24 protein-coding genes are annotated in these 25,817 nt (G+C 56.0%); 12 read left to right on the top strand and 12 right to left on the bottom strand.

The window, feature by feature from the left end:
• Positions 1–161: 161 nt before the first annotated feature.
• Together thiC and AABZ39_19290 are read left to right on the top strand one after the other, a co-directional pair.
• On the top strand, positions 162–1,451 hold the full coding sequence (thiC, locus tag AABZ39_19295; protein ID MEK6796928.1) for a phosphomethylpyrimidine synthase ThiC: 1,290 nt from the start codon (positions 162–164) through the stop codon (positions 1,449–1,451).
• A gap of 57 nt (positions 1,452–1,508) precedes the next feature.
• A complete protein-coding gene (locus AABZ39_19290; GenBank protein ID MEK6796927.1) occupies positions 1,509–3,008 on the top strand; it encodes a 2Fe-2S iron-sulfur cluster-binding protein in 1,500 nt (499 codons plus the stop codon).
• A gap of 3 nt (positions 3,009–3,011) precedes the next feature.
• Here AABZ39_19290 and AABZ39_19285 read toward each other — a convergent pair whose 3' ends face one another.
• Both AABZ39_19285 and nuoK read right to left on the bottom strand, forming a co-directional pair.
• Positions 3,012–4,280: a hypothetical protein gene (locus AABZ39_19285; protein MEK6796926.1), complete on the bottom strand. Its 1,269-nt coding sequence runs from the start codon at positions 4,278–4,280 to the stop codon at positions 3,012–3,014.
• Positions 4,280–4,591, bottom strand: coding sequence for an NADH-quinone oxidoreductase subunit NuoK (gene nuoK, locus AABZ39_19280; protein MEK6796925.1), 312 nt, complete (start codon positions 4,589–4,591; stop codon positions 4,280–4,282). Before nuoK ends, AABZ39_19285 begins: the two co-directional genes overlap by 1 nt.
• 130 nt (positions 4,592–4,721) lie before the next feature.
• Here nuoK and AABZ39_19275 point away from each other — a divergent pair, with 130 nt between their 5' ends.
• On the top strand, positions 4,722–5,939 hold the full coding sequence (locus AABZ39_19275; protein ID MEK6796924.1) for a hypothetical protein: 1,218 nt from the start codon (positions 4,722–4,724) through the stop codon (positions 5,937–5,939).
• 96 nt (positions 5,940–6,035) lie between these two features.
• Here AABZ39_19275 and AABZ39_19270 read toward each other — a convergent pair whose 3' ends face one another.
• From AABZ39_19270 to AABZ39_19255, 4 genes are all read right to left on the bottom strand, one after another.
• The gene (locus AABZ39_19270; protein MEK6796923.1) at positions 6,036–6,662 is read right to left on the bottom strand and encodes a corrinoid protein; all 627 of its coding nucleotides are present in this window, start codon (positions 6,660–6,662) and stop codon (positions 6,036–6,038) included.
• A gap of 100 nt (positions 6,663–6,762) precedes the next feature.
• Positions 6,763–7,863, bottom strand: coding sequence for an aldo/keto reductase (locus AABZ39_19265; protein ID MEK6796922.1), 1,101 nt, complete (start codon positions 7,861–7,863; stop codon positions 6,763–6,765).
• The gene (locus AABZ39_19260; protein MEK6796921.1) at positions 7,860–8,777 is read right to left on the bottom strand and encodes a tetratricopeptide repeat protein; all 918 of its coding nucleotides are present in this window, start codon (positions 8,775–8,777) and stop codon (positions 7,860–7,862) included. Before AABZ39_19260 ends, AABZ39_19265 begins: the two co-directional genes overlap by 4 nt.
• Before the next feature lies 1 nt (position 8,778).
• Positions 8,779–9,270 (bottom strand): hypothetical protein, encoded by a 492-nt coding sequence (locus AABZ39_19255; GenBank protein MEK6796920.1) that lies wholly within the window; start codon positions 9,268–9,270, stop codon positions 8,779–8,781.
• A gap of 164 nt (positions 9,271–9,434) precedes the next feature.
• Between AABZ39_19255 and folP the strand changes: the two genes are divergently transcribed.
• Genes folP through AABZ39_19240 form a run of 3 tightly spaced genes read left to right on the top strand, consistent with a single transcriptional unit; the run spans position 9,435 to position 12,038 of the window.
• Positions 9,435–10,301 carry a dihydropteroate synthase gene (gene folP / locus AABZ39_19250; GenBank protein MEK6796919.1) on the top strand — a complete coding sequence of 289 codons (867 nt, stop codon included), beginning with the start codon at positions 9,435–9,437 and terminating at the stop codon, positions 10,299–10,301.
• 11 nt (positions 10,302–10,312) lie between these two features.
• The gene (cdaA, locus tag AABZ39_19245; GenBank protein MEK6796918.1) at positions 10,313–11,110 is read left to right on the top strand and encodes a diadenylate cyclase CdaA; all 798 of its coding nucleotides are present in this window, start codon (positions 10,313–10,315) and stop codon (positions 11,108–11,110) included.
• The gene (locus tag AABZ39_19240; protein ID MEK6796917.1) at positions 11,097–12,038 is read left to right on the top strand and encodes a CdaR family protein; all 942 of its coding nucleotides are present in this window, start codon (positions 11,097–11,099) and stop codon (positions 12,036–12,038) included. The genes cdaA and AABZ39_19240 overlap by 14 nt, the downstream gene beginning before the upstream one ends.
• Positions 12,039–12,043: 5 nt before the next feature.
• On the opposite strand, the gene AABZ39_19235 is transcribed toward AABZ39_19240, so the two are convergent.
• Complete coding sequence (locus tag AABZ39_19235) at positions 12,044–13,075, bottom strand: NrpR regulatory domain-containing protein (GenBank protein MEK6796916.1); 1,032 nt, start codon at positions 13,073–13,075, stop codon at positions 12,044–12,046.
• Positions 13,076–13,435: 360 nt separating this feature from the next.
• Here AABZ39_19235 and gdhA point away from each other — a divergent pair, with 360 nt between their 5' ends.
• Positions 13,436–14,794, top strand: a complete 1,359-nt coding sequence (gene gdhA, locus AABZ39_19230; GenBank protein MEK6796915.1) for an NADP-specific glutamate dehydrogenase — start codon at positions 13,436–13,438, stop codon at positions 14,792–14,794.
• A 145-nt stretch (positions 14,795–14,939) separates the two neighbouring features.
• Here gdhA and AABZ39_19225 read toward each other — a convergent pair whose 3' ends face one another.
• Complete coding sequence (locus AABZ39_19225) at positions 14,940–15,524, bottom strand: DUF4389 domain-containing protein (protein ID MEK6796914.1); 585 nt, start codon at positions 15,522–15,524, stop codon at positions 14,940–14,942.
• Positions 15,525–15,658: 134 nt separating this feature from the next.
• Here AABZ39_19225 and AABZ39_19220 point away from each other — a divergent pair, with 134 nt between their 5' ends.
• Both AABZ39_19220 and pseC read left to right on the top strand, forming a co-directional pair.
• Positions 15,659–17,956 (top strand): DUF3536 domain-containing protein, encoded by a 2,298-nt coding sequence (locus AABZ39_19220; protein MEK6796913.1) that lies wholly within the window; start codon positions 15,659–15,661, stop codon positions 17,954–17,956.
• A 10-nt stretch (positions 17,957–17,966) separates the two neighbouring features.
• Positions 17,967–19,130, top strand: a complete 1,164-nt coding sequence (gene pseC, locus AABZ39_19215; GenBank protein ID MEK6796912.1) for a UDP-4-amino-4,6-dideoxy-N-acetyl-beta-L-altrosamine transaminase — start codon at positions 17,967–17,969, stop codon at positions 19,128–19,130.
• Positions 19,131–19,283: 153 nt separating this feature from the next.
• Here pseC and AABZ39_19210 read toward each other — a convergent pair whose 3' ends face one another.
• From AABZ39_19210 to AABZ39_19195, 4 genes are read right to left on the bottom strand one after another with little or no spacing between them, the layout of a single operon-like run.
• Complete coding sequence (locus AABZ39_19210) at positions 19,284–19,709, bottom strand: hypothetical protein (GenBank protein ID MEK6796911.1); 426 nt, start codon at positions 19,707–19,709, stop codon at positions 19,284–19,286.
• Between the two features lie 8 nt (positions 19,710–19,717).
• Entirely contained in the window at positions 19,718–21,205 is a 1,488-nt protein-coding gene (locus AABZ39_19205; protein ID MEK6796910.1) for a spiro-SPASM protein, read from the bottom strand.
• 1 nt (position 21,206) lies between these two features.
• Positions 21,207–21,557, bottom strand: coding sequence for an aspartate 1-decarboxylase (gene panD, locus AABZ39_19200; protein MEK6796909.1), 351 nt, complete (start codon positions 21,555–21,557; stop codon positions 21,207–21,209).
• A complete protein-coding gene (locus AABZ39_19195; GenBank protein MEK6796908.1) occupies positions 21,554–22,468 on the bottom strand; it encodes a PfkB family carbohydrate kinase in 915 nt (304 codons plus the stop codon). The genes panD and AABZ39_19195 overlap by 4 nt, the downstream gene beginning before the upstream one ends.
• A 150-nt stretch (positions 22,469–22,618) precedes the next feature.
• Between AABZ39_19195 and AABZ39_19190 the strand changes: the two genes are divergently transcribed.
• From AABZ39_19190 to AABZ39_19180, 3 genes are all read left to right on the top strand, one after another.
• Positions 22,619–23,752 (top strand): ABC transporter substrate-binding protein, encoded by a 1,134-nt coding sequence (locus tag AABZ39_19190; GenBank protein MEK6796907.1) that lies wholly within the window; start codon positions 22,619–22,621, stop codon positions 23,750–23,752.
• A gap of 80 nt (positions 23,753–23,832) precedes the next feature.
• Positions 23,833–24,723, top strand: a complete 891-nt coding sequence (locus tag AABZ39_19185) for a branched-chain amino acid ABC transporter permease (protein MEK6796906.1) — start codon at positions 23,833–23,835, stop codon at positions 24,721–24,723.
• Positions 24,723–25,766, top strand: coding sequence for a branched-chain amino acid ABC transporter permease (locus AABZ39_19180; protein MEK6796905.1), 1,044 nt, complete (start codon positions 24,723–24,725; stop codon positions 25,764–25,766). The genes AABZ39_19185 and AABZ39_19180 overlap by 1 nt, the downstream gene beginning before the upstream one ends.
• The last annotated feature ends 51 nt before the right edge of the window (positions 25,767–25,817 follow it).

Below are 25,817 nucleotides of genomic sequence, written 5' to 3'. Positions count from 1 at the left end.
CAGAGCACGGGGCTTAAGCCCCGTGTTCTGCATCGTCCCGCAGAATTGCTTTTTTATCGAATATCATTATACTCTACCTGTCAAATTTAATCCATCCGTGCCGAAAGGCAAGAATGAATTTTCGTGCATTGCACGTTGAAAAACACCCGTAAGGCTTGTCCATGCATAAGACGCAGCGAGAGAACGCGATAGCCGGCATCATAACGCCGGAAATGCGATCGGTCTCTGAACGAGAGCATATCGATGGTACACTGCTTTGCGAACGGATACGTGCGGGTGAGATATCGCTCGTGAGGAACAGGCTCCGCAGTATCCCGCCCCTCGGTGTCGGCCGCGGACTCTCGGTGAAGGTGAACGCGAACATCGGGACCTCACGCCTCGCATCCAATCCTGAATTCGAAATGGAGAAGATGCGCGTCGCGATACGCTACGGTGCCGATGCCATCATGGACCTTTCCACCGGCGGCGATCTCGCCGGGATCCGCTCGCGCATCCTCAAGGAATGCACGGTCCCCATCGGTACGGTGCCGATATATCAGGCGGCGCATGATGTGATAAAAGCAGCGCGCGCACCCTCGTCGCTCACGGCGAAAGAGCTCATCGATACGATAACACGGCAGGCGGAAGAAGGCGTCGATTTCATGACGATACATTCCGGCATCAATCGCGAGACGCTCGCACGGTACGAGAAAAGCACGCGCATCGTCGGCTGTGTATCGCGCGGCGGTGCGTTGCTCCTCGAATGGATGACGCTCAACGGCAGGGAGAACCCGCTCTACGAACAGTACGATGAGATACTCGACATACTCCACGAATACGATGTAACGATATCATTAGGCGACGGCATGCGGCCCGGCTCGCTCCATGACGCCACCGACCGCACGCAGATATCCGAGCTCATCGTCCTCGGCGAACTCGCCGAACGCGCGCTCGCAAAGGGCGTGCAGGTGATGATAGAAGGCCCCGGGCACGTGCCGCTCCATGAGATCGAAGCGAACATCATACTCCAGAAAAAGCTCTGTAATAATGTTCCCTTTTATGTACTCGGCCCGCTTGTCACCGATGTCGCCCCCGGGTACGATCACATTACCGGCGCCATCGGAGGTGCCATCGCCGCGAAAACAGGCGCGGATTTTCTCTGTTATGTAACGCCCGCCGAGCATTTACGGCTTCCCGATCTCGAGGATGTAAAGGAAGGCGTCATCGCGTTCAAGATCGCTGCGCATGCAGCCGATATCGCCAAAGGCATACCGGGCGCCATGGAATGGGATATCGCCATGTCTAAGCGGCGCAAAGCGCTTGACTGGAACGGTCAATTCGAACTTGCCATGGACCGTGAAAAATGCGAACGCTACCGCGCCGATGTCCCGGACAGCAGCGCCGAGTGCACCATGTGCGGCGAATTCTGCTCCATGCGCAAGGATTCCGAGGTTCGCGCCCGGGCGAACTGACGCGTTTTTTGCCGATATCTTGTTGACACCGCCGTATTTCATGGTAAAATCCCCGCCATGGTCGACATCATCATCGACGGCGAAACGCTCAGGGTTGACGAGAAAAAAAATCTGCTGCACGCCGTGAACGAAACGAAGAAACATCATATACCGCATATCTGTTTCCACCCCACCCTCCCGGTATCGGGCAATTGCCGCATGTGTCTCGTCGAACTTGGCAGCGCCATCAAGGATGCATCCGGCGAGACGATAAAATGGACGCCGAAACTCCAGCCGGCCTGCAATACCGCGGTGCGCGAGGGCATGCATGTGCTCAACATGAAGAGCGCCAAGGTACGCGCATTCCGCCGCATGCTCATGGAGATGTATCTCATCAATCACCCCCTCGACTGCCCCGTATGCGATAAATCCGGCGAATGCACGCTGCAGAACTATGCCTATACCTACGGCGCCGGCAAGACGCGATTTGCGTTCAAGAAACGGCGTACGGAAAAAAAGAAGATATCGGACCGGATAATTCGCGACCAGAACCGCTGTATACACTGCGGACGCTGTCAATCGTTCTTTGAAACGGTCACCAGGGACGCGCCCTATGCCCGTGTTCACCGCGGAAGCGAAATGGAATTCGACACGTTCCGCGACCATGAATGGGAGAACGACTATCAGGGGAACACGGTCGACCTCTGTCCCGTCGGCGCGCTTACCGCAGCGGATTTCCGTTTCAAACGCCGGGTGTGGTATCTGGACAAGAAGCCCTCTCTCTGCATGTCATGCGCTACCGGATGCGCCATCGATATACACAGCGACCCGAACCGCATCGGCGAAGGCATCGTGCGGATAACACCGCGCGTGAACGAAAAGATAAACGGGAGCATCATCTGCGACCGCGGGCGTTTCGGGTATCGGTCCGGCAATGACAGAACACGGCGCCTTCTTACCGCGCGTATCGGCGGGAAGGGATCGACCCTCGATGCCGCTGTTGCCGCGTTCGATGCGCGTCTCAGTTCTCATACGCCCAGGCATATTGCCGTCATCGCGTCGGCATGGTACAGCAATGAGGACAACGCTGCGTTAAAAGACCATTTTTTATCGATGGGGATAACCGATATCGATCACCGCATCACCGACGAACAGCTCTCCGGCAGCACTGAACTGCTTGACGAACTCCTTATAAGCCGGGACAGACACCCGAATTCGCTCGGTGCCGCCGAGGCAGGCTGCCGTGCGGATACACCTGCCCGGACGCTCATCGACAGACTGGGAGCGGACATCACCGCCGCCGTCATCGTGCTCGACCCGGTGCTCGAAGCGATGGATGATATCATGACGGCCCTTCTCGCAACGAAGGCCGAACTTTTCATTTTCTCCGCTCATGCGAACGCAATAACCGACCGTGCGGCAGTGTCGCTCCCGATAACGGCGCTCGGCGAGTCAGAGGGAACGTTCGTCAACCGCATCGGCATCCCGCAATTCGTCCGCCGTGCGATCACACCGCCGGCAGGGGTACTGCCGCTCCGCGACATGGTGCATCGCCTGGAAAAGAAACTTGCCGTCTAGTGTTCAGCGCTTCGTCTGAAGGAACATCGCCCGCGCATATGCCGTTTTTTTCGACACGGCCTTGCTTCGTATGGATAGATTATTGTATGCCCGTGCATTGGTGAATCCGCCCGAGGTCACCCGCCTCAACTGGCGTGCGATCGATTCATTGTAGCGGGCATAACTGATGTACGCATTGCTCCATGACGACATGAGCTCATAGGTGCCGGTGACGAGGTCATGCATCTCATTATTATCGGGCTCCACCTCGATGACGCGGCTGCCGTAGCGTATGAGAAGATCGTTATCGTTCGTGGCACCCCTGTCCTTGAGAATGGCGATAAGCCCGCGATAGCTCGGGACGTGGTAGGGGTTGAGCTCGACCACTTTTTCGAGCGTAAGCTCCGCGTTCTGAAAGTCTTCCTGAAGAAAATAGAGTTTCGACAGCCAGAAATGATAGGTATAGAAATTATTGCGCACGCGTATCGCCTGCGCTATGCTCGCGATGCTTGCGGTAAGATCGTCCTGGCTTACCCGCTCGCGATAACGGTAGTAGTGATGTATCGCCTCAAGGCACTTGACGTAGTGATGCTTCTCGCCGAGCGGACGCGCTATCGAAGCGATGAGCGTCTCCGCTGTCTTCTGCTCCCCGTTCTCAAGGAGCGCGAGACAGTAGTCCAGATTGAACAGGAAATTCTCCTGATAGAATTCATAGAATTTCCTGTACGTGCTGAACGAGATGTTCGCATAGTACCGCGATGACAGCCGATCGCGCTCGGCGACGACCGGCATATCCTGGTAGTAGCCGATGTGCGGTGTATACGCCTCTTCCGGCAGGAATCGATCGAGCGGTATCGTGTTTTCCCGCGAGGCATGCGCCGTGCTGTAGAGCTCCTCGAGGAACCCGGTTATCACCTTATTGAACTTTTCCTGCCGTGACGAACGGGTCTTTTCCTTCCATTGATACGGGTTCTTCCTGTCGTAGATGAAATAGCGCAGGACGAAGTCCTCACGGAACGGGCTTATGCTCGTATTGACGAGCACATCGGCATTGTACTTCGCTGCAAGGTGCTGGACATTGCGTTTGACCGCATCGAAGGACCGATTCGTCTCGTGGTCGGGGTTCTCATTGAGCGTGGAGAACAGCATGAGGTCCTTGCGCACGATATCGCTGAACGCATAGGTGATATATCGCTGATCGGGTTTCAGCCCGTACGACTGGGCCTGGAAAACGACGATATTCCGCGCACAGAGCGGCGCAATGAGAAGTATGATGACGATGGGGCGGAGCATCAGCGCTTAAGAAGATTTATCTCGTCAACGGCGAGCGTACCCCGGACTCGATAGAGCGACACGAGGAGCGCAAGCCCCACCGCCGCCTCGACAACGGCGAGCGCGATGACGAAAAGCGCGGCACCCGCAGGGACGATGTCGCCGTAGCGATAGGCGAACCCGAGGAATGAAAGGTTCGCTGCATTGAGCATTATCTCAACGGAGATGAACACCAGGATGATGTTCCTGCGTATGATGACGCCGGTAAGCCCGGTCGCGAAGAGTATGCCGCTTAACGCGAACATGACAACGTCTTTGGGAAGTGCTTCCATTCGATACTCCGTGTCAGGCTGAGATACTATACCTTCACCGGCAAAAAATCAAATCGATAGGTGCGCCATGGCATATTGCGAAAGCCCCGAAATGCGGTACAATCCCTGCAATACTTGGAACGAGGTCGCTATGCGAGCATTATTCATCGCCCTTGCAGCAACATCCCTGGCCATCGCCCAGACGACGAATATCCTTGTCGGCGGCAAGTCCGTGAGCTGCACTAAATTCGAACGGAATACGAACAGCGGCTTCGATGGGACACTTTCGTCCGACTGCGTCATCCCGGTGGGAGCCTACAGCATCCCGTTCACCGGCGGAAGCACATTATCCCTGTACGCGACACAGCGGGCGGCAAGCGGCGTGCTTCTCCGTGACACGACGCTCAGCATCGGAGCCTATGATGTGACATTCCGCGCGGGATCGCGATTATCATTCCATGAGAACGGCATGGTGCGTGAGGGGCATCCCTCAGGCATGAACGATGTCGCTCTCGCTGTCGGCGCGTTGCGCATGCAGTTCAAACCGGCGGATGATAAAAAGCATTACACGCTGTCGTTCTATCCGAACGCGCGCTTCGAACGTGGCTACCTTGAGCGCGACACGACGGTGACGGTCGGGAAGAACGCTTTCGTGCTGAAAGCGGATACACCGGTAACGTTCTATGAGAGCGGAACGCTGAAAGCGGGGTATTGCGCAAAGGATTTCACCGTAACGATAGCAGGGGCTGCCGTAGCGTTCAGCGCAAACACCGAGATAGGGTTCTATACGAACGGCGGCGTGCGATACGGCTTCCTCGCGAAGGATACCACCCTCGGTACCGGCGGAAAAAGAACGACCTTCATTCGCAACGACGCGAAGACGAATTTCTCCGTATCATTCTACGAGAACGGCGCTATCGAAAGCGGCTTCCCCGCGCAGGACACGACGTTCACGCTCGCAGGGAGCACGTTCACGCTCGCGGCGAAGAACCGCGTCACGTACCATCGCGACGGTACGCCGCTGTCGGGGATCATCGCGAAACGCTTCGTGTATGAGAAGATACTCAATGACAAGACACGCATCACCATGATACTTGAACCGAAGGATATGCTCCACGTCTATCACCCCTCAGGGGCGATAATACGGTTCTATGGCGCATCCCCCCTCGGCATGCTCAAGGAGAATCTCCCGTTCACCGCGTACGGCAAAGAGATCATCCTGCCCCGCGCATGCATAGTGGTACCGGTCAATGACCCCTCAGTAGTGTGGAATATCACCGCGCTTGAGAACGTTCCGTACAACGGCAGGATATTCCTCCGGAGCAATGAAACAGTATCGTTCCGCGACCTTGAGCAGCTGTTCCGATGATACTCGTGCGATAGAAATACTCGTGTTGCAGCAATAAAAAACGACGGCGCATCCTGTGAGGACACGCCGTCGTTCCTTTGTGCTATTGTGCTGTCGTTATTTCATCACTGCAAGCGCTTTGTCCACTGCCGATGCAGCATCGTCGCCGTAGGCATCCGCGCCTATCTCTTTCGCGAACGATTCGGTGACCGGGGCGCCGCCGACCTCGACAATGCCCTTGTAGCCGGCATCGCGAAGCGCCTTTATTATCGGGCCCATATTGACCATGGTGGTGGTCAGAAGGGCTGACAGCCCGACAACATCGGGGTTATGTTCCTTGACCGCCGCAACATATTTCTCGGCCGACACATCGACGCCAAGGTCTATCACCTTGAAGCCGGCACCCTTGAACATCATAGCGACAAGATTCTTGCCGATATCATGCAGGTCGCCCTTGACCGTACCGATGGCTATCGATCCACGCGGCTTGATGCCCTGCGCGACAAGGACGGGCTCAAGAATGGTAAGCCCGGCGTTCATTGCGCGTGCGGCGATGAGCACTTCCGGCACATACGCCTCTCCGCGCTGCATGCGCTCACCGACCGCTTTCATCGCCGAGATGAGCCCTTCCTGGAGAATTTTCTCCGCGGGTATCTTCTCGTTCACCGCTTCCTGCACGAGGCGCTTGACATCGTCAGCCTTCCCCTTCTGCAGAAGCTCATTGATCTGTTTTAGATCGACCATAATTACTCCTGAACAAACTTGGACGTTGCCACATAGTATAGCCAGTATCCGCATACGCACATAGTACTATCCTGCGAAAACATTGTAGTATCCTGTAATACTACGATTTTTTCTGCTCCGAGAGTATCTCCTTCTCCATGCCGGAAAGCCATTTCATTCTCTCGATGATGTTCAGGAACTGCGTGCATTTCCGTTCGCAAGCGCCGCAGGCGGTACAATCCGCGGCCGCTTTGGCATCGTTGCTGAGCAGACCGAATTTTTTCTGCCAGGCAAGCTTATCCTTACCCGCAGCCTTCGCACCGGTAATGCGGAATATATTATACGCATCCATGAATGCCGGGATGTTGATCGCCGCCGGGCATTCTTCCAGACAGTATCCGCATGCGGTGCACAATTCGCGCGCAAGGTCCTCGCGCAGATAAGCCCGGACCGCATCCTGCCGCTCCGTATATGATATGTTCTCATCGACCTGTGCTTTTGAATTCATACCCGACAGCGTCACCGTTATTGCCGGTGAAGAAAGGCAGAACCGCATCGATGATGCTATCGTATCCGATGAGCCGAAAAGGGGCGCGTCCTTATACTGCGCAATGACGCCGCCGTGGAGCGGGTTCATCGCCACCGTTGCCATCCCCCGCTCACGCGCGTAGCGAAGGCCGTCATCGCGCTGGCGGTGATTTATCGCATTGTACGGCCCCATGATGAATTCGAATATGCCGTCATCCACGATGGACCGAATACCGTCGGAATCCATATGCGTTGATACGCCGATATGCCCGATGAGCCCGCGCTCCTTCGCCTTCAGTATCGCCTCGAGCGAACGAGAGGGGGCTTTTGCCGCCGCATACTGCTCCGGGTTCATGACGCACCAAAGAAAGTAGAGATCGATATGGTCCCGTTTGAGCTTCCGCAGCGAATTCTCTATGGCGGCGTTTATCTCATCGCCTGATTTCGTATTGAACCCTTTCGTCGCAAGTACCGCCGAACGGTATGGCGCCCGTTCAAGCGCCTTGCCGTATATCGATTCGCTCCTGTCGTCGCAGTAGCCGGGCGCCGTGTCGAAATACGTAACCCCGCGGTCGCATGCATAGCGAACGACACCGACGGCGTCCTTCTCGCTCATCTCTTTGCCGAAGCGCATGCCGCCCATGCCGAGCGCGGTCACCGAAATGCCTGTATGTCCGAAGGGAATACTGTTCACTGCTGGCCGAATCGCCCTTTCACCATTTTCACAAAATCGGCGTCGGCGCGTATCACATCAAAACCATGCTCGGTCGCGATATCGTCGCGATAGTCGAGAAGGGGTTTCGCCGTATCGACCTTGAACGCTTCCGCAAGATGCATCATCCACGCTGCCTTGTCGCCGGTATTCGCATAGAGTATCGCACGGTAGAGATGGACGAAATGAGGGTACGGCGTCTTCGCCGCGAGCGCTTTCGCCGCATACGCTTCGCTCTTCGCGGCATCCTTGAGATAGGCGTACACCAGGATGAGATTAAGGAGCGGCTTTGTGTTGGCCGGGTCAAGATCATACGCCGTGGACAGCGCGCTGATAGCATCGGCATATTTCTTATACTTCATATATACCGCTGAGAGATTGTTGTACCCGAGCGCATAGGAAGGGTCGACCTTTATCGCCTCTTTGAACGCCTCTTCCGCTTTTGGGAACTGCTCCATATCGAAATAGACGTTACCGAGGTCCTTATACTGCACTTTCTTTTTCGCAGCATTCGTTTCCGTCGCGATGAGCTTCGTGAACGCCGTCACCGCGCGTCCGTACGCGTCAAGCGCGGATATCCTGTCGCTCACAGCATCGAGTGAGCGCGCGTGATCGATATGCACGTACGGATCATCGGGGATGATGAGGGCTGCTTTGCCGTACGCCTCAGCCGCTCGCTTGTTGTCACCCGACAGGCGATAACACCGCCCGACCTCTCGCCATATCTCTTCGTTGTCAGGCTCTTCCTTCGCCGCCTTCTCAAACAGCGCTGCAGCCTCGAAATATTTTCCGGCTTTGGCAAGGGACTGCGCGAGCTCAAGCGCATCCTGCTCGGAAAAGAGCACCGCGGACAGGAAGAGCGCGGCCGTACATATCGTTATGACCGAACGCAGCATGCTATTTTCCCGGCCGCTCATCTTCATCGTTGCGCGTCCCGGCAGTAAGCAGCCGCTCCATCGTTTCACGCACATGGGCGAATTCGGAATTATACCCGGCGATGATGAGCAGATACAGGAGCACACACACGCCTATCTTGACCCATATCCATGCGGGCGTAAGGAACACGAGCGATAGTATGATCGCGGGGATGATGAAGGCGAAAATGTTCACGCGGGAGAAGATGCGAACCTCGCTCCCCTGCCCGTCCGGGTGTACCGCCCCGGTTACAACAGGGAACAGAAAGCTTCGGTCGCGTGTGTTCGGAAGCACAGTGAATTTTGTCCCTTTTATCTTCCCGATGAGCGGCTTAATGGGCTTATGCATGCCGATGGCGGTGAGGAAACCGGAATGCCATTTCCTAGGCTCAGTATATTCGTTGAGACGCTTCTCAACATCCGGTGGTGAAAGCTTTGTCTTTAAGGTTACGAACTCCAACGGTATCAATGCCATGGTATCTCCTCCGTAGGTCTGATACCGGTATATTACATCGTTTCCATCGAAGCGCAAGTGTGCAGGTATGCACAAGCATGCACAAGCATGCGCAAGCGCTGTCTGCCCTTTACCTTGTCATATAATTGTGTTATACTGCATGCATCACCGTCGGAGAACGCGATGTGGACCACCAGATGAGAACGCGCGTGTGGCTTGACCGTCATGGCAGGAATATACTGAACGGCCGCATCGTGATGGGGATAATCAATGTAACTACGGATTCTTTTTTTGACGGGAGCCGGACGCCGTCATCGGGAGAGGCGATCGCGAGAGCGGCAGCCATTATCGATGCCGGTGCACGGATGATCGATATCGGAGCGGAATCGACACGCCCCGGCGCAGAACCGGTCGATGCCGCGACCGAATTGTCGCGTGTCATACCGCTCGTGCGGGAGATACGCTCGCGTTTTCCGAGCATACTGATATCGATAGATACGTACAAAGCAGCCGTCGCGGAAGAATCGCTTGCCGCCGGGGCGGACATCATCAATGACGTGAGTTCGCTCACATTTGACAAATCCATGGCGGATGTGGTTTCTCACAGTAAGGCGCCGGTAATACTCATGCACATGAAAGGCAGTCCTCAGACCATGCAGGACGATCCGGCGTACGCCGATGTTGTCGGTGAGGTAAGCACGTATCTGAACGAACGCATCGCCCATGCCTGCGCCCGCGGCGTGGAACGTGAGCGCATCGTCGTCGACCCGGGCATCGGTTTCGGGAAAACGCTTACGCATAATCTCGCGCTCCTCAAGTCGCTGCCGCAGCTGAAAGAAGCGCCCGATCGGCCGGTGCTTGTGGGGCTCTCGCGAAAGCGTTTCATCGGGGATATCACCGGACGCGCGACAGGCGAACGTCTCGCGGGCTCGCTCGGCGCCGCGGTGGCAGCGGCCGCGCTCGGTGCGGACATCGTACGTACGCATGATGTTGCTGAAACGCGTGAAGCGCTCGCGGTAGCGGATGCGATACTGAAAATGAAAACGGCATAGACGGAGGCAGGGTGCTCTCTTTTCTGAACATCAGCGAACTGTTCAACTACCCCGCCCTCAAGGGTATTCTCTTCACCGTCGATATCATCATCGTCGGATTCGTCTTCTATCAGATATACCGATTGCTCGCCGACACGCGCGGCATCATAGTCCTCCAGGGCATAGCGCTCATCTTTCTTGCCACCTTCGTCGCACGCTTCCTCAATCTGCAGACGCTCTTCTGGCTCCTTGACAATGTGCTCAAGGTCACGCTGCTCGGGCTCATCGTAATATTCCAGACGGAGATAAAACGCGCGCTCGTCATGCTCGGTGAGCGGACACTGTTCAAGAATATCTTTTCTTTCGACACTTCGGCCCTGTACAAGATAGTCAACGCGGTGTATGTGATATCCAACAAAGGATACGGGGCGATAATCGTCGTCGAGCGGCGCGTGGACTTGAAGGGACTCCTCGAGCGGGCAGTGACCCTCGATGCGGAAATATCAAGCGAGCTCATCGAAACGATATTCTATCATCATAATCCGCTCCACGACGGCGCCGTCATCATCGACCGCAACCGCGTGGTCGCCGCGTCCGCGTATCTGCCGCTCTCGGAACGGGACACGAAGAACGGTGTTCGGCGCTTCGGCACACGCCACCGCGCAGCGCTCGGGATATCAGAACAATCGGACGCCGTCGTCATCGTGGTATCCGAGGAGACCGGGGCGGTATCCCTCGCGCACAACGGCAAGCTCGATTACAACATCGCACGGGAGGACATCGGCGCAAAACTCGAGGCGCTCCTGGGGGTAGAACGTGAGCGCCGATAGCAGGAAGAAATTCAAGACGAATTTCATCACCGATAACCTTGTCGCAAAAATAATATCGCTCGCGCTCGCCATACTCCTTTCGCTCTACGTGACATCGCAGGAGGATGAATCGCGCGATTACCGCGTGCCGCTGCGTGTCGTCAATCTTCCTGCCGACCTCCTCGTTGCAGGGGATGTCCCTAAGGAAGTGATACTGTCGCTCAAGGCGAAAAAGAACAAGTTCCTCCTTATCAACCCGAAAATCCTCGAAGCGAACATAGACCTCGGCAAGCGCACGGTCGGGAGCGCCGTGTATAAATTAACGCTCAATCAGGAATTGCCCGAAGTACAATGGTCGATAAAACCACCGGCCGTGGAGATATCGCTCGAACCGCCCGCGATACGCACGGTGAAGATAAACCCGGTCGTCGCCGGGACACCGATGCCGGGGTTCTACGTCATCGGTGCCGTCGTATCGCCTGCTGATGCGGAGATACGCGGACCGGTATCGGTCATACGCGACGTAACGGCGATAGCCACCGAAACGGTGCTCGTCGACCGTGTACAATCGAATTTCGAACGCGACGTTGCGCTCATCGCCCCCGACAATGTGACCGTTCCTTCGTACACCGTTCACCTCTCGGTACGCATCGGCGCCGAGGTCGCAACGAACATCATTACGAACATAGCCCCGCACTACGACCTCTCCGCGAGGCGTCTTGTCATCGTCAATAAGAACGACATCATCATCAAACGCGTCATCATACGCGGAGCGCGCCAGACGATAGAACAGCTCTCAGCGGACCAGATAGCCCCGAAGCTCATTGTAAAAGATATCACCAAGCCGGGAACGTTCCGCGGCGTCAAAATCGCCTTGGACCTGCCGCCCGGCGTTGAGCTCGTTTCCATCGAGCCGGAAACATTCGATGTGCGTGTGATACGGAAATAGGCGCTTCAGAGGAATTTTTTTATCTGTGCGGCGAGTTCGCTGTAATGGAACAATCGGTCATAATCGATAAGTCCGGCGAACGCCTGCGAATATAATCGAATGCCGTTCTCCTCGAATATCGACACGGGATTGAGCCCGCCGATGACGACGGCACCCACACGCCCCTCGCTCACCGGGATATTGAAGAGCGGCTGATTGGGCCTTCCGATCTCGAGAAAACCGCCGAGGCCGATGGATACCAGCTCGCGGGCGATCTTTTTCACGATGGCGGCGCTTGCGGCGGGAAATTCTCTGAAGCTTGCACCGATACGCCCCGTCCCTTTCGTTATCGCACCCGTATAGTTCGTCATGCCGCTTCGTATGAACACCTCGAGCGGGTCGATGCTCGTCCCGTCGTACATTATCACATCGATGAAACCGATGGGCTTCCTGTTCTGTATCTGCATGAGGCCGCCAAATTTCGAATTCGTCGGAACGCCGTATTTGAGGAGCACCCCGTTGAGCGTTATCGAACACACAGTACCCATGCCGACCGAACCCGCAGGAATGACTATCTCGCCGATCTTCTCGCCCGGCGGGATAATGACGAGGCGTTCTCCCATTGCAAATCCGCGGCGGTACACTTCCTCTATCTCATTCGTGAACCTGCCGATATGCGCCGGCTCTACGACCGTGATATTGACGACCACCGTGCCCTTTCTCCGCGCCAGATCAAAATCCATACGATACGTCATCTGGTCGATCTTCGCAGAAAGAAACCCGATACGCTCCACAATGACCTGGGTTTTCAGCTCGGAGAGCCCCCGTTCGGTGACCGCATACCCGCGCTTGCCGCTCTTTTTCACCAGATGCGCCTTCTCCATTTCGGAGAGATAATAGCGCACGGTCCGTTCGCTCGCATCCAAGCCGCTTTTCAGCAGGGCATCGGTCAAACCGGGGCTTGTCACCAAGCCGTCCGCGTTCTTCAGGGTTGTGAGTATGGTTATCTGGCGTTTATTCATGGCAAGGGATTGTATGCAATTATCGGTGCTTGTCAAACAGGATACGGCTCCCAATTCCCACATAAGATAAAGAGGCACCACGGAGATCACGGAGAAAAGGCCGAGAAAACACAGAATAGGAACTGAACATTTTCACCCGAAAGGTGAAACCTGCTGCGTATTATCTTCCTTCATCCTTTCATTACATTCTCTCTGTGCCCCCGTGGTTTTCTTTTCTTACGTGATAATTCGGGCGGCTCCGCACCCCAATGCATAAATTTTATCGGCAATATTGCCTATATTATAAAACACTTGACTATCAATAATATTTATATTCAATGTATTGACATATTCTTAGAAATACCTAGAATACATAGTAGGCAATTGATTGCCTATAAAATAACACAAGGAGCATGTATGTCACTCGTAAATGAAGTGATCGACAGGGTCGTTCAAAAGAACCCCGGCGAGAAGGAATTCCATCAAGCCGTAAAGGAAGTGATGGAAACATTGGAACCGACGGTCAAAAAACACCCGGAATTCGTCAAATCGAAGATCTATGACCGCATCGTCGAACCGGACCGCGCGATTATATTCCGCGTACCGTGGGTCGATGACAAGGGCGAGGTGCAGGTGAACCGCGGCATGCGCGTGCAGTTCAACAATGCCATCGGGCCCTATAAGGGCGGGCTTCGTTTCCATCCGTCCGTCAATCTCGGCATCGTCAAATTCCTCGGCTTCGAACAGATCTTCAAGAATTCGCTCACCACGCTCCCTATGGGCGGCGGCAAGGGCGGATGCGATTTCGATCCGAAGGGCAAGTCCGATATGGAAGTGATGCGCTTTTGCCAGTCGTTCATGCGCGAACTCTTCCGACACATCGGTCAGGACACCGACGTCCCCGCCGGCGATATCGGTGTCGGCGGACGCGAGATCGGCTATATGTACGGCTATTACAAGAAGATAACCAATGAGCACACCGGTGTTCTCACCGGACGCGCGCTCGAATACGGCGGTTCGCTCATACGCCCGGAAGCTACCGGCTACGGCGCTGTCTATTTTGCAGCAGAAATGCTCGCGACGCGCAGCAAAGAGATGAAGGGGCTGCGCTGCATCGTTTCGGGCTCGGGCAATGTCGCCCAGTACACCATCGAAAAGGTCAATCATCTCGGCGGCAAATGCATCAGCATTTCGGATTCCAGCGGCACTATCATCGATGAAGAAGGCATCTCTGCCGAGAAGCTCAAATACATCATCGAGCTTAAGGAAGTACACCGCGGACGCGTGAAAGAATATACTGAGAAGTACAAAAGTGCGAAGTACTATGACGGCAAAAGCGTATGGGACGTTGTTCGCGAGCAAAGCGTCAAGGTCGACTGTGCTTTCCCGTCCGCCACACAGAACGAGGTGAACGGCAAGAACGCAGAGGCGCTCGTGAAGAACGGCTGCTTCTGCGTCTCCGAAGGCGCGAACATGCCATCCGATGTGGACGCGATACACGCCTATCAGGCAGGCAACGTGCTCTACGGACCGGGCAAGGCCGCCAATGCCGGCGGTGTTGCCACTTCCGGTCTTGAAATGGCGCAGCAGAGCCAGCGCTTCTACTGGACGCGCGAAGAGGTCGATCAGAACCTGAGCAAGATCATGAAGAGCATACACAAACAATGCCTTGATGCCGCTGAAGCATACGGCAAGAAAGGCGACTATGTCATGGGCGCGAACATTGCTGGTTTCGTTAAGGTCGCAAAAGCCATGCATGCGTACGGCATAGTCTGATCCGACCACAATACAAGAGAACAAAAAGAGGGCGGGGCTATCCCCGCCCTCTTTTTTTATGTGCGCCCGAGAGGTGCACATAAAAAAAGCGGTGCACCGTTGCCGGCACACCGCGATTTTGCTACGCTACGCTAACGGGAAGAAACTATTCTTTACCTGAGAACTTCGGATATTCGTCGGTAAGGAGGGACATGTATACCGAAACATTGTTCAGCCAGCGCATAGTGCCGACATTGAACTCGAAAAAACCTTTCGGATACTTGCCGGTGAAGAGAATCGCCCACCATGCCAGAAACATAAGAAGCGATGACCAGATGAGCCGGAAATAGAGGCAGAACATATGCGGAACGTAGACATAGAAGACGCCGAAAAGCACGCGGAGAATGAGAAGCCCGCGGCTCAACGATGCCGGATAATTCACACTGTACGTTACGCTTGCGCTCGTGCCGCCCGTTCCGAACGCAGGATATTCATCCATAAAGTTCATCATGGATGCAGTCAATCTTGCGCCCCAAGCGCCGAATTTTACCTGGAAATCGAACCATCCCTTCGGATATTTACCAGTGAAGAGCACAACCCATGCTGCGAGGAAGGAAAGGATAGCCGCCCAGATTCCGACGAAAGCCATCAGAAAGAAGTGAGGGAGGGCGATATAGAATCCGCCAAAAATTGTCCTTAACAAGAGCTGTCCGCGAGAGTACTTGTCTTGATACTTGACACTGTACTGCATACGATTCTCCTTTACTTATTATTAATTGCGTAGCGGGGCGTATTATACCCCTCGGCACAGGCCATGTCAATAGAGCAATGGCTTTTTTTCGTACTGGATCGTGCTTCACAATTCGCATCGGTAGTGTATAATCCATGCTGCCAATGGAAAAGAAGCTCATACTACACGGCCATTTCTATCAGCCGCCGCGGGAGAACCCGTACTGCAACATCATTACCGAGCAGGACTTACACCCCTACCACGACTGGAATGAACGCATTACCGCCGAATGTTATCAGCCCAATGCCCATTCCCGCATACTGGACGGCGTCGGGCGGATCACGAAAGTGGTGAATAACTACGAATATCTGAGCTTCAACTTCGGACCGACGCTCCTCGATTACCTCGCCGCCCATTTCCCGGAAACGGTGACCCGCATCGTCGCCGCCGACCGCGCAAGCATTGCGCGCACGGGGCACGGGAACGCCATGGCGCAAGTATTCAATCACATCATACTTCCCCTGGCACGCTACGAGGATATGATCTCGGAGATACGCTGGGGCATATTCAATTTCGAGCGTCATTTCGGCCGCACGCCGGAAGGCATGTGGCTCTCGGAAACGGCGATAAACCGCGATGTCGTTGACGCGCTCTGGCAATGCGGCATACGCTTTACCGTGCTTTCACCGTATCAGGCGAGCGCCGTCATATCGAACGGGCAGGCGACGCAGGTAAGCGACGGTACTATCGATACGTCCAAGCCGTACCTGCTGAAAGGACATCGCGGCGGTGAGATAGCCGTGTTCTTCTACCACCCGGAGCTGGCACGGGGCATCGCCTTCGAACATGCGCTGCGCGATGCACACGGCTACGCGAAGCTCATCGATGATGCGTTTAAGCACAAAGGACTCGTGAACATCGCCACCGACGGAGAATCGTACGGACACCATGAGCCGTTCGCCGATATGTGCATAGCGAAATATTTCTCGGATATCATCCCCGAGCGCGGCATTACCGTGACCAATTACGCCGCTGTGCTCGCGGCAGCACCGCCGACCGAGGAAGTGCTGCTCCACGACGGCGCGAACGGCAGCGGCACCTCATGGAGCTGTTCCCACGGTGTCGAACGCTGGAGAAGCGATTGCGGCTGTGCGACAGGAAGCCATGACGGCTGGAACCAGCGCTGGCGCGGCCCCTTGCGCGCGGCCGTCGATATCCTCCGCGATGCTCATGAAGAGGCCGTCGATATGGTGATGCCGCTTTCCGCCGAGGATAAGCGCGTACTCCGCGATGCAGCGATAGCCGCAGCATACGACAGGAAGGTCATCCATGCGCTGCACGAAAAATTCGCGAAAAAGGTATCGCTCGAAACGTTCACGGAGATAATGGATTCCTATCGATATGCGCTCTATGCCTATACATCCTGCGGCTGGTTCTTCGCCGACATCACCGGTCTTGAGCCGGTACAGAACCTGAAATACGCCGATATCGCTTTTGAGCTGCTCGCCTCGGCCACCGGCAAGGCGCCGTACATCCTGAGCGCCCGTGCGCGCTTCATCCACGCCCTCGGCGACGCGAAGTCGAACATACCGGGAATGGACGGGAACACCTGCTATGAGCGATGGGTCATCCCTGAGCGATACCCGGCTGAAAAGATAGTGTATCATCAATGCGCCGAACATATCTCGCACGGGCTTGATATCAGGAAAATACCCGACAGTACGCTCTACGGAAACAGCGTACGCTTCATCAAACATGACCGCGACAAGATCGTTGCACTGTCGTGTTCGCCATCGGGACGCGAAACGCGGGTCACGCTCTCGATACGGCCGACGGATGCGCTCGCCGCCGCCGCTGCTACCGATGCGGGGACAGTGTCGCTCTCGTTACGCGATATCGTCTATGATGAGCGTAAGCGCATAAGCCGGCGGCTCACACTGCCGGAGACATCGAAACTCCTTTCCGCGGGACGCTCCGCGTTCGAGACCTCGCTCCGCATCATACGGACGGCGCACAGCCACGGCGTACCGCCTCCGCGTGAGATGATGCAGCTCTTTTCGGCGTTCTTTGCGCTGAAGCTGGAAACACTCGCCGAGAACGGCGGCTTCCGCGTGGGCCAGTATGCGGAGATAGAGTCGCTTCTCGCCATCGCAAAGGAGAACACTATCGTGCTCGATACGCGATCGTTCGCCGAGCGTGTAGAAAAGGACATCCGAAAGCACTGCAGAGAGATGTTGCGGCATTTCGACCCTGCCATTGCATCAGTAGTCATCGCGGACATGCATTTCGTGAACAAGATATCGCTCCCTGTCAGACGCTCCATTCTGGAGAACGACGTGTATGCCATCATAGAGCGCTACCGCCGCGACCGAACGCTTACCATAGCAGCGCAGTCATCGCTCATCATGCTCGGGCAGTGGTTCAACTTCAACATGGATGCAATAGCGAAGTAACGGAGCTCCGATGAAGAAGATACTCCCCTATTCCCGCCAATGGATACGCGAGAAGGATATACGGACCGTCGTCAAAGCGCTCCGGGACGATTTCATCACTACCGGATGGCATATCGAACACTTCGAGGAAAAGCTCCGCGAGTATACCGGCGCAAAGTATGCAGTGGTCGTTTCATCGGCATCCGCGGGGCTTCATATCGCGATGCTCGCTGCGGGGATAAAACCCGGCGACGAAGGCATCACGACACCGAACACCTTCCTCGCATCAGCGAATTCCATCTGCTATGCCGGGGCGAAACCGGTGTTCGCCGACATCGATCCCGAGACGAAGAACATATCACCCGCACAGATTGAACGCCGCATCACGCGGAAGACGAAGGTGATTGTGCCGGTGCATTATGCAGGACACCCCTGCGATATGGACGCGATACACGCCATCGCGAAGAAAAGAAAGCTCATCATCATCGAGGACGCGGCGCATGCTGTCGGCGGAAGCTATCGCGGAAAAAAGATCGGCGCGCTCACGCGCAGCGATATGTGCGTGTTCTCGTTCCACGCGGTAAAGAACATGACCGCGGGCGAAGGCGGCGCGGTGGTCACGAACAACGAAGAGTGGTATCACGTGCTCCGCGAGCTTCGTTCGCACGGGCTCACACGCGACAAGGCGCGCATGGAAAAGCATGAAGGGCGCTGGTGGTACGAACAGCATCGTCTTGGGTTCAATTACCGCATCACCGACTATCAGGCCATGCTCCTCGCATCGCAGCTTTCCGATCTTGACTCCTTCATCCGCCGCAAACGCAGCATCGTGAAGAGATACGACGAAGCGTTCGACGGCACGCCCCATGTCCGTATACCGGTAGAGAAGGAATACGCATTCTCACCGTATCATCTCTATGCGCTTGAGATAGACTTCAATGCTCTGGGCGTATCGCGCGAGGCTTTCATGGATGCGCTTTCCAAGGAAGGCATCGGATCGCAAGTGCTGTACATCCCCGTGCATACGCAGCCATATTATCGGAAGAATTTCGGCTATAAGCAGGGGGACTATCCTGCCGCAGAGGATCACTACCAGAGGAATCTTGCCATACCGCTCTATGCTAAACTGAGCGATGCCGACGTACAGCGCGTCATACGCGCTTTCACGAAAGTCTGCCGCATGTTCAAGGGATAGTGATCATTTCAGTCCCGATGCGAGCAGCCGATACAGTTCCTTTTCCTCGCGAGGAGCGGGCGTTCCGTAATACGATGTGTCAGTAGTCTGAAGTCTCTCTCCATTCATGGAAATGACCTCCGGTGGCATTATCGATGCACCATCCTATACAGATCACCCCTCTATGATCGCGCCGAGCGCAAGCCCCATCGCCAGCCGTGCAAGCGCGTCGCGGGCGGCCTGCTGCAGGAGGAGCGTCCTCGGATACGATGTATCGAGGGCGAGGGCCACGATATGCGGAACGGTCTCAAGCACGATGACCGCCGCCGCATAGAGAATACCGCGCGCCACCCCGTCGAACGGGAGCGACCAGCGGACGAAAATGAACACCGCGGCGATGAGCATTATCTCCATGGCGGCGATCGCCTCGCGGAACACGATGTCCGCAATACCGGGAACGGTACGCACCGCAGGGCATGCGGAAAGCATTTCACGCGTGCGGACCACCGCCGGCAAAAGCGAGAACGCGAAGCGCACCACCGCGGAAAAACCGCCGGCAGCAAGAATAGCGAAAAGATAGGTTATCGGCGTATCGAACACTGGCGCCCCTAGAAATTATAGATATACCATTCGTCACAGTCGGCACAGAACGGGTGCGATCGTGTAACGGTCGCGCGGTAATCGTCATCCATGCGCTTCCACAGGGCATGGAGCTCATCAGTGTGGATGCTCCCGATCACCCGCTCAGCGGCGATATCCTCTTTGCACAGACGCACGCTCCCGTCGGCGAACACGGCGAGGTCGCGCGCCACATGCCAGCAGCCGACATGGACGAGCGGAGAGAGATCGCCCACTTCGCGCCCTTTCATCTTCCCGCGGCAGCTGTCGTATTTCTGGAGTATTATCTGCGCGTCGAATTTCTCGAAATACTGATAGAAGGCCATAAGGTGATCGAAATTATCCTTCATTTTCCGTATCTGCACATACGCGTTCTTATTGTCGCGCATGAGATAGTATTCGATGTTCGCGAGCACGATGCCGAGATCGCCGCCGCGATACAGCCTCGCATACAGGGCGGTATCGATGGTGTCCAGATGGAATATGGTCTTCAGGCGCGGTTCTTTCAGCGAGAGCACCCAGTCGGCGAAAGTGGCATCGAATTTCATGCCGTTCGTTTCCAGGTACACGGTGAAACCGCGTTTCAGCGCCTCCTCTATGCAGCCGCGGACCTCCGCATGCATGAGCGGCTCGCCGTATAGTGAGAGCGAGAGATGCACATCGTCGCACAGTGCGGCGATCGTATCGCAGGCGCGGGCGAAGGAATCGCGGGTGAACGCGGCTTTCGGGCGGGATGATGTTTCCGGCGGCATGGTCACCGGCCACACATCACGCTCGGTGGTCAGTTCTATTTCCACATATGCCGGGAGCGTCCTGCGCAGTGCCGCATCGCGAAGGACGTTCTTCGCCGCATCATTGTATGCGAGCGACGGATCGGCGCCGCCGACGCGTTCGATGAGGAGCACATTGCGCTTCGTATCGGCACGGAACGAAAGCCGGTAGTACCGCATATCATCCTTTGAGAGCGACACTTCTATCTCGAAGAAATTCGGATCGATGAACACCGTTTCGTGGATGATGTCATAGGACAGCGGGAGCTTCTTCTCTTCGACAAGGAGCGACAGACGCTCGAGCGTACCGCGCTTGTAGATGCGGGGAAGGACGCCGACGGGATAGTTCTCGCCGTAGGTATAGTACGCGAAATTCTCATTGTGCAGTGCAAGCGCACGGACGGCCTCATCGGCATCGGCGAACGGCATATCCGCCTTCATGTGAACGATGTCGCTGTAACCGTCGGATATCTCCGAGATGAGCGCGAGATATCCCTTCGCGGTCATATCCGTAAGCACATGCCGCTTCGCGTTCTCGACACGGCTGACGCTGTCCGGGAGCGCGACAACGGCAATGTCCGCCGAAAGACGCTCCGCCATGACACGCGCGCGACGCGCGATGATGTCGGGAATGGACGCAGTACCGATAGTCCCATAGGCGTACTTCGTTACGCCCACATGATCGACAATGAGAAGCGTCTTTCCCATATCAGTGCTTTTTCCGGTTCTTTTCATCGACGAACACGAGCGCGGGCTTATGCGCACGCCCGTGGGGGTCTTCGAGCCACGTGAACGCCATGATGATGATGCGATCGCCCAGCGCCACAAGATGCGCTGCCGCGCCGTTGATGCAGATGACGCCCGAGCCGCGCCTGCCCGTTATGACATACGTCTCGAAGCGTTCACCGTTGTTCACATCGGCCACCATCACCTTCTCGTTCTCGATGAGGTCGGCGGCGTCCATGAGGTCCTCGTCGATGGTTATCGATCCGACATAATCCACGTTCGCGTCGGTAATAACGGCGCGATGTATCTTCGATTTCAGCATCTCACGCGTCAAAGGCGTATCTCCCCTACCTCGGTAATGCCGCGTATACGCTCTATCCGCGACGAGATATCCTTTTTCGCAACACGGCGGAGCCCTTCGATGCTGAACGCCTCCACATTGAACGACGCTACCGCGGTGGCATAGAGCATCGCTTTTCGTATCGTCTTCCCATCGAGCTTCTTTTCATGCGCAAGATAGCTCACGAGGCCGCCGGCAAAGCTGTCCCCGGCGCCCGTCGGGTCGACGACGTTCTCCACCGGAAAAGACACAGTGGCGAAATATTCGTCCTTCCCGACGACGATAGCTCCGTGTTCGCCCTTCTTGATCACGGCATACGTGAGCCCTTTCGTGATAAGCTGTTTCGCTGCGGCAATAAGGTTCTTCTCGCCCGTCAACGAACGCGCCTCCTGATCATTGAGAAGCGCGATATCGACGCGGGAGATGACATCGAGCACGTCGGACTTTTTCGTGTCTATCCAGTAATTCATCGTATCCATGACCGAGCAATCGAGCTTTCCCATCGCTTCCAGCACCGAACGCTGGAGCACAGGGTCGATGTTCGCAAGGAAGAGATATTTTTCTTTCTTGTATGAATCCGGTATCTTCGGGGAGAACGCCGCGAACACATTAAGCTCCGTGTTCACCGTATGGGCGACGCTCATATCGTTCTCGTAATAGCCTTCCCAATGGAACGTCTTTCCCGATACGCGTTCAAGCCCGACGGTATCGATGCCCTTCTCGGAGAAGAACGTCATCCCTTCGGCTGGGAAATCATCGCCGACGACGCCGACGAGCTTTATGGGGTGGAGAATGCTTGCCGCATTCGAGAAATGGAGCGCGCTCCCGCCGAGGCCGCGGGACATGGTCCCTTTCGGCGTCTTTACCGTATCGAGCGCTACCGAACCGACGACTACAATAGCCATGCATGCTTCCTTTTTGTGTGCAGTATTTGTGCCGGCTATTATACCGTCAAACTGCGGTGAATGCAATCGCACATTGCATTTTGGGCTTTCCTGTGATATAGTCAGCGTCCAGAAAAAGTCTGGGTATCCAGTAACCAATTCGGAGGTAACATGAAAAAAGCCATCGTACTCCTGTGCGTCATAGCGGTACTGCCGCTGGCCGCTGCGGGAAAGACAGTCAAGATCGGTGCGATATTCGCCGTCACCGGCCCTGCATCGTTCCTCGGCGCGCCGGAACAGAAGACCGCACAGATGCTCGTCGAACAGATCAACGCACAGGGCGGCATCAACGGGGACAATCTCGCCCTCGTCATCAAGGACTCGGAAGGATCGCCGGAAAAAGCGGTCTCGTTCGCGAAACAGCTCATCGACGAGGACAAGGTGTTCGCCATCATAGGGCCCACAACGAGCGGCGAATCGCTCGCGATCAAGAAGATCTGCGAAGAAGCGAAAACGATACTGATATCCTGCGCCGCCGCGGACGCCATCGTCAATCCCCTCGCGTCATGGGTGTTCAAAACACCGCAGAAGGACAGCGATGTTGTGAAATGGATATTCAACACCATGAAGAAGAAAGGGCTTACGAAGATAGGCGTCCTTTCCGCGAACACCGGCTTCGGCAAATCCGGCAAGGCGCAGCTTGAAGCACTCGCCGCCGGCTCCGGCATCACGATACTCATCAGCGAAGTGTTCGACAAACAGGCCACCGACCTTACCGCCGTGCTCACCAAGATCAAGGCGTTGAACGTTCAGGCCGTCGTCAACTGGTCCATCGAACCCGCACAGTCCATCATCCCGAAGAACATGAAACAGCTCAACATGAACGTGCCGCTCTTCCAGAGCCACGGTTTCGGCAATCTGAAATACGCATCGGAAGCGGGCAAGGCGGGCGAAGGCATCGTTTTCCCCTGCGGCCGCATTTTCGTCGCCGATCAGCTCTCCGACAAGGACCCGCAGAAAGCGGTGCTCCAGAAGTATAAGAAAGATTACGAAGCAAAGTTCAAGGAGGATGTGAGCACCTTCGGCGGACATGCCTATGATGCCATCCTTATTCTCACCGAAGCCATGAAGAAAGCGGGCAGCACCGAGAAGGACAGGGTCCGCGCCGCCATTGAGAACCTCAAGGGATTCCCCGGCACCGGCGGCATCTTCAATTACTCGCCGACCGATCACAGCGGTCTCGGCATGGACTCGCTCTCGCTCCTGACCGTTAAGGACGGCAAGTTCGTCCTCTACAAAGAATAAGCTGCGTATGAATACAAAAGGCCGGAGATCATTCTCCGGCCTTTTTTTACCATGCGATAAATAATCGATGCGGTGCGCATATGCCCCCTGAACAAATACTGCAATACCTGCTTTCAGGCATCACCAACGGCTCCATCTATGCCATCGCCGCCATCGGTTTCAATATCGTCTATAACACCACCGGGATAATCAATTTCGCGCAGGGCGAATTCCTCATGCTCGGCGCGATGATAGCGATAACCTTCTCGAAGATAATGCCGCTCTGGCTTGCCATACCGCTCTCGATAATCATAACCGCCGGCGTCGGCGCGCTCGTCGATATCGTGTTCATCCGCCGCATGAAAAAGCCCACCGTCCTCAATATGATCATCGTCACCATCGGCATCTCGATACTCCTCAAGGAGGCGGCGCTGCATATCTGGGACGAGAAGGTACGATCGCTCCGCTTCTTCTCCGGCGACGAGACCTCATCGGTGAACATCGGCGGGGCGTTCATCTCCCCGCAGGTGTTCTGGGTGCTCGGTGTGTGCGCCCTCATCGTATCGCTCCTTACGCTGTTCTTCCGCTATACCGCGCTCGGGCGTTCGATGCGTGCGACCGCATCCGATCCCGACGCGGCACGACTGTGCGGCATCAGTACGAAGAACATGATAACGCTCTCGTTCATGCTCGCGGCCGCTATCGGCGCCGCTGCCGGTGCCGTCGTGTCGCCGCTCACCCAGACGCAATACGACTGCGGGACATCGTTCGCCGTGAAGGGATTCACGGTGGCCATCATCGGCGGACTGGGAAACAGCATCGGCGCGGTCATCGGCGGCATCCTTATCGGCGTGCTCGAGGCGTTCAGCATAAGCTTTCTCCCCCTCGCCTTCAAGGATGTCATCTCCATCGGCATACTCCTCATCCTGCTGTTCGTAAAACCGAGCGGACTGTTCGGCAATAAAGCGGCATCATCGCTCAGGAAATTCTGATGGCGCGTTTCGCACCCGTACTGATACTTATCGCGGCGGTGATCGTCCTTCAGCTCGTACTCCACTTCCTCGGGATCAGTTTCCTTCTCACACAGATGACGATGTCCTGTTACTACGGGCTTCCCATACTGGGGCTCTGCCTGCTCATGGGCTATGCGGGGCAGATATCCATCGGCCATGCGGCGTTCTTCGCCATCGGCGGTTATATCAACGCCGTGCTCACAACGACGAACCTGAACGTGCATGACGGCATCGGACACCTCCTCGCAATGCTCCATCTGACGATATCCGGGACGGACATGTACGGGACCGCAACGGTCTATCTTTCACCGGCGATAGCGCTCCTGTGCGCCATGGTGAGCGCGGGGCTTATCGCGTTCGCCATCGGCATACCGATACTCCGTCTCAAAGGCCATTATCTCGCCATGGCGACACTCGGTTTCGGCATCATCGTCGCGAAACTCATCGTCGGGACGAAGATATTCGGCGGGGCCGACGGCATTTCCGGCGTACCGTCATTCCCGATAGGACCCTTCGCCGTATCGGGTGAGAGCGCACACCGCATCGAGAACTATTATATCGCCTGGGCGGTGCTCATCGGCGCACTCGTCCTGATAATCAATCTCATCAATTCACGCGCGGGGCGTGCGCTTTCGGCGATACACGGCGACGAACAGGCGGCGGAGAGCATCGGCATTGACACCGCACGCTATAAGCTCTCTGTGTTCGTGTTGAGTGCGGTGCTTGCTGCGGTCGGCGGGGCGCTCCTTACCCATTACAACGGGAGCATCGGACCCTCGGAGGCGAGCATAGCGAAATCGGTACGCTATGTCGCCATCGTCGCGGTCGGCGGCATGGCGAACGTCTGGGGCGCGCTCATCACCGGCCTTGTGCTCAACTTCCTTTCGCTGCGCGGTTTCTTCGGCTCGTATGACGAGGCGTTCTTCGGCATCATCATGATACTCATGATAATGTTCTCCCCCGACGGTCTTTTTCGAAGGCCCGATATCGGTGCGCTCCGCAGATGGTTGAAACGGCCATGAAACTTCTCTCGGTGGAGCATCTGACCAAAGCGTTCGGCGGACTGACCGCGG

The organism is Spirochaetota bacterium, assembly GCA_038043445.1.
In the GTDB taxonomy this organism is placed as follows: Bacteria; Spirochaetota; Brachyspiria; order Brachyspirales; family JACRPF01; genus JBBTBY01.
This window is presented reverse-complemented; position numbering and strand designations above follow the sequence as displayed.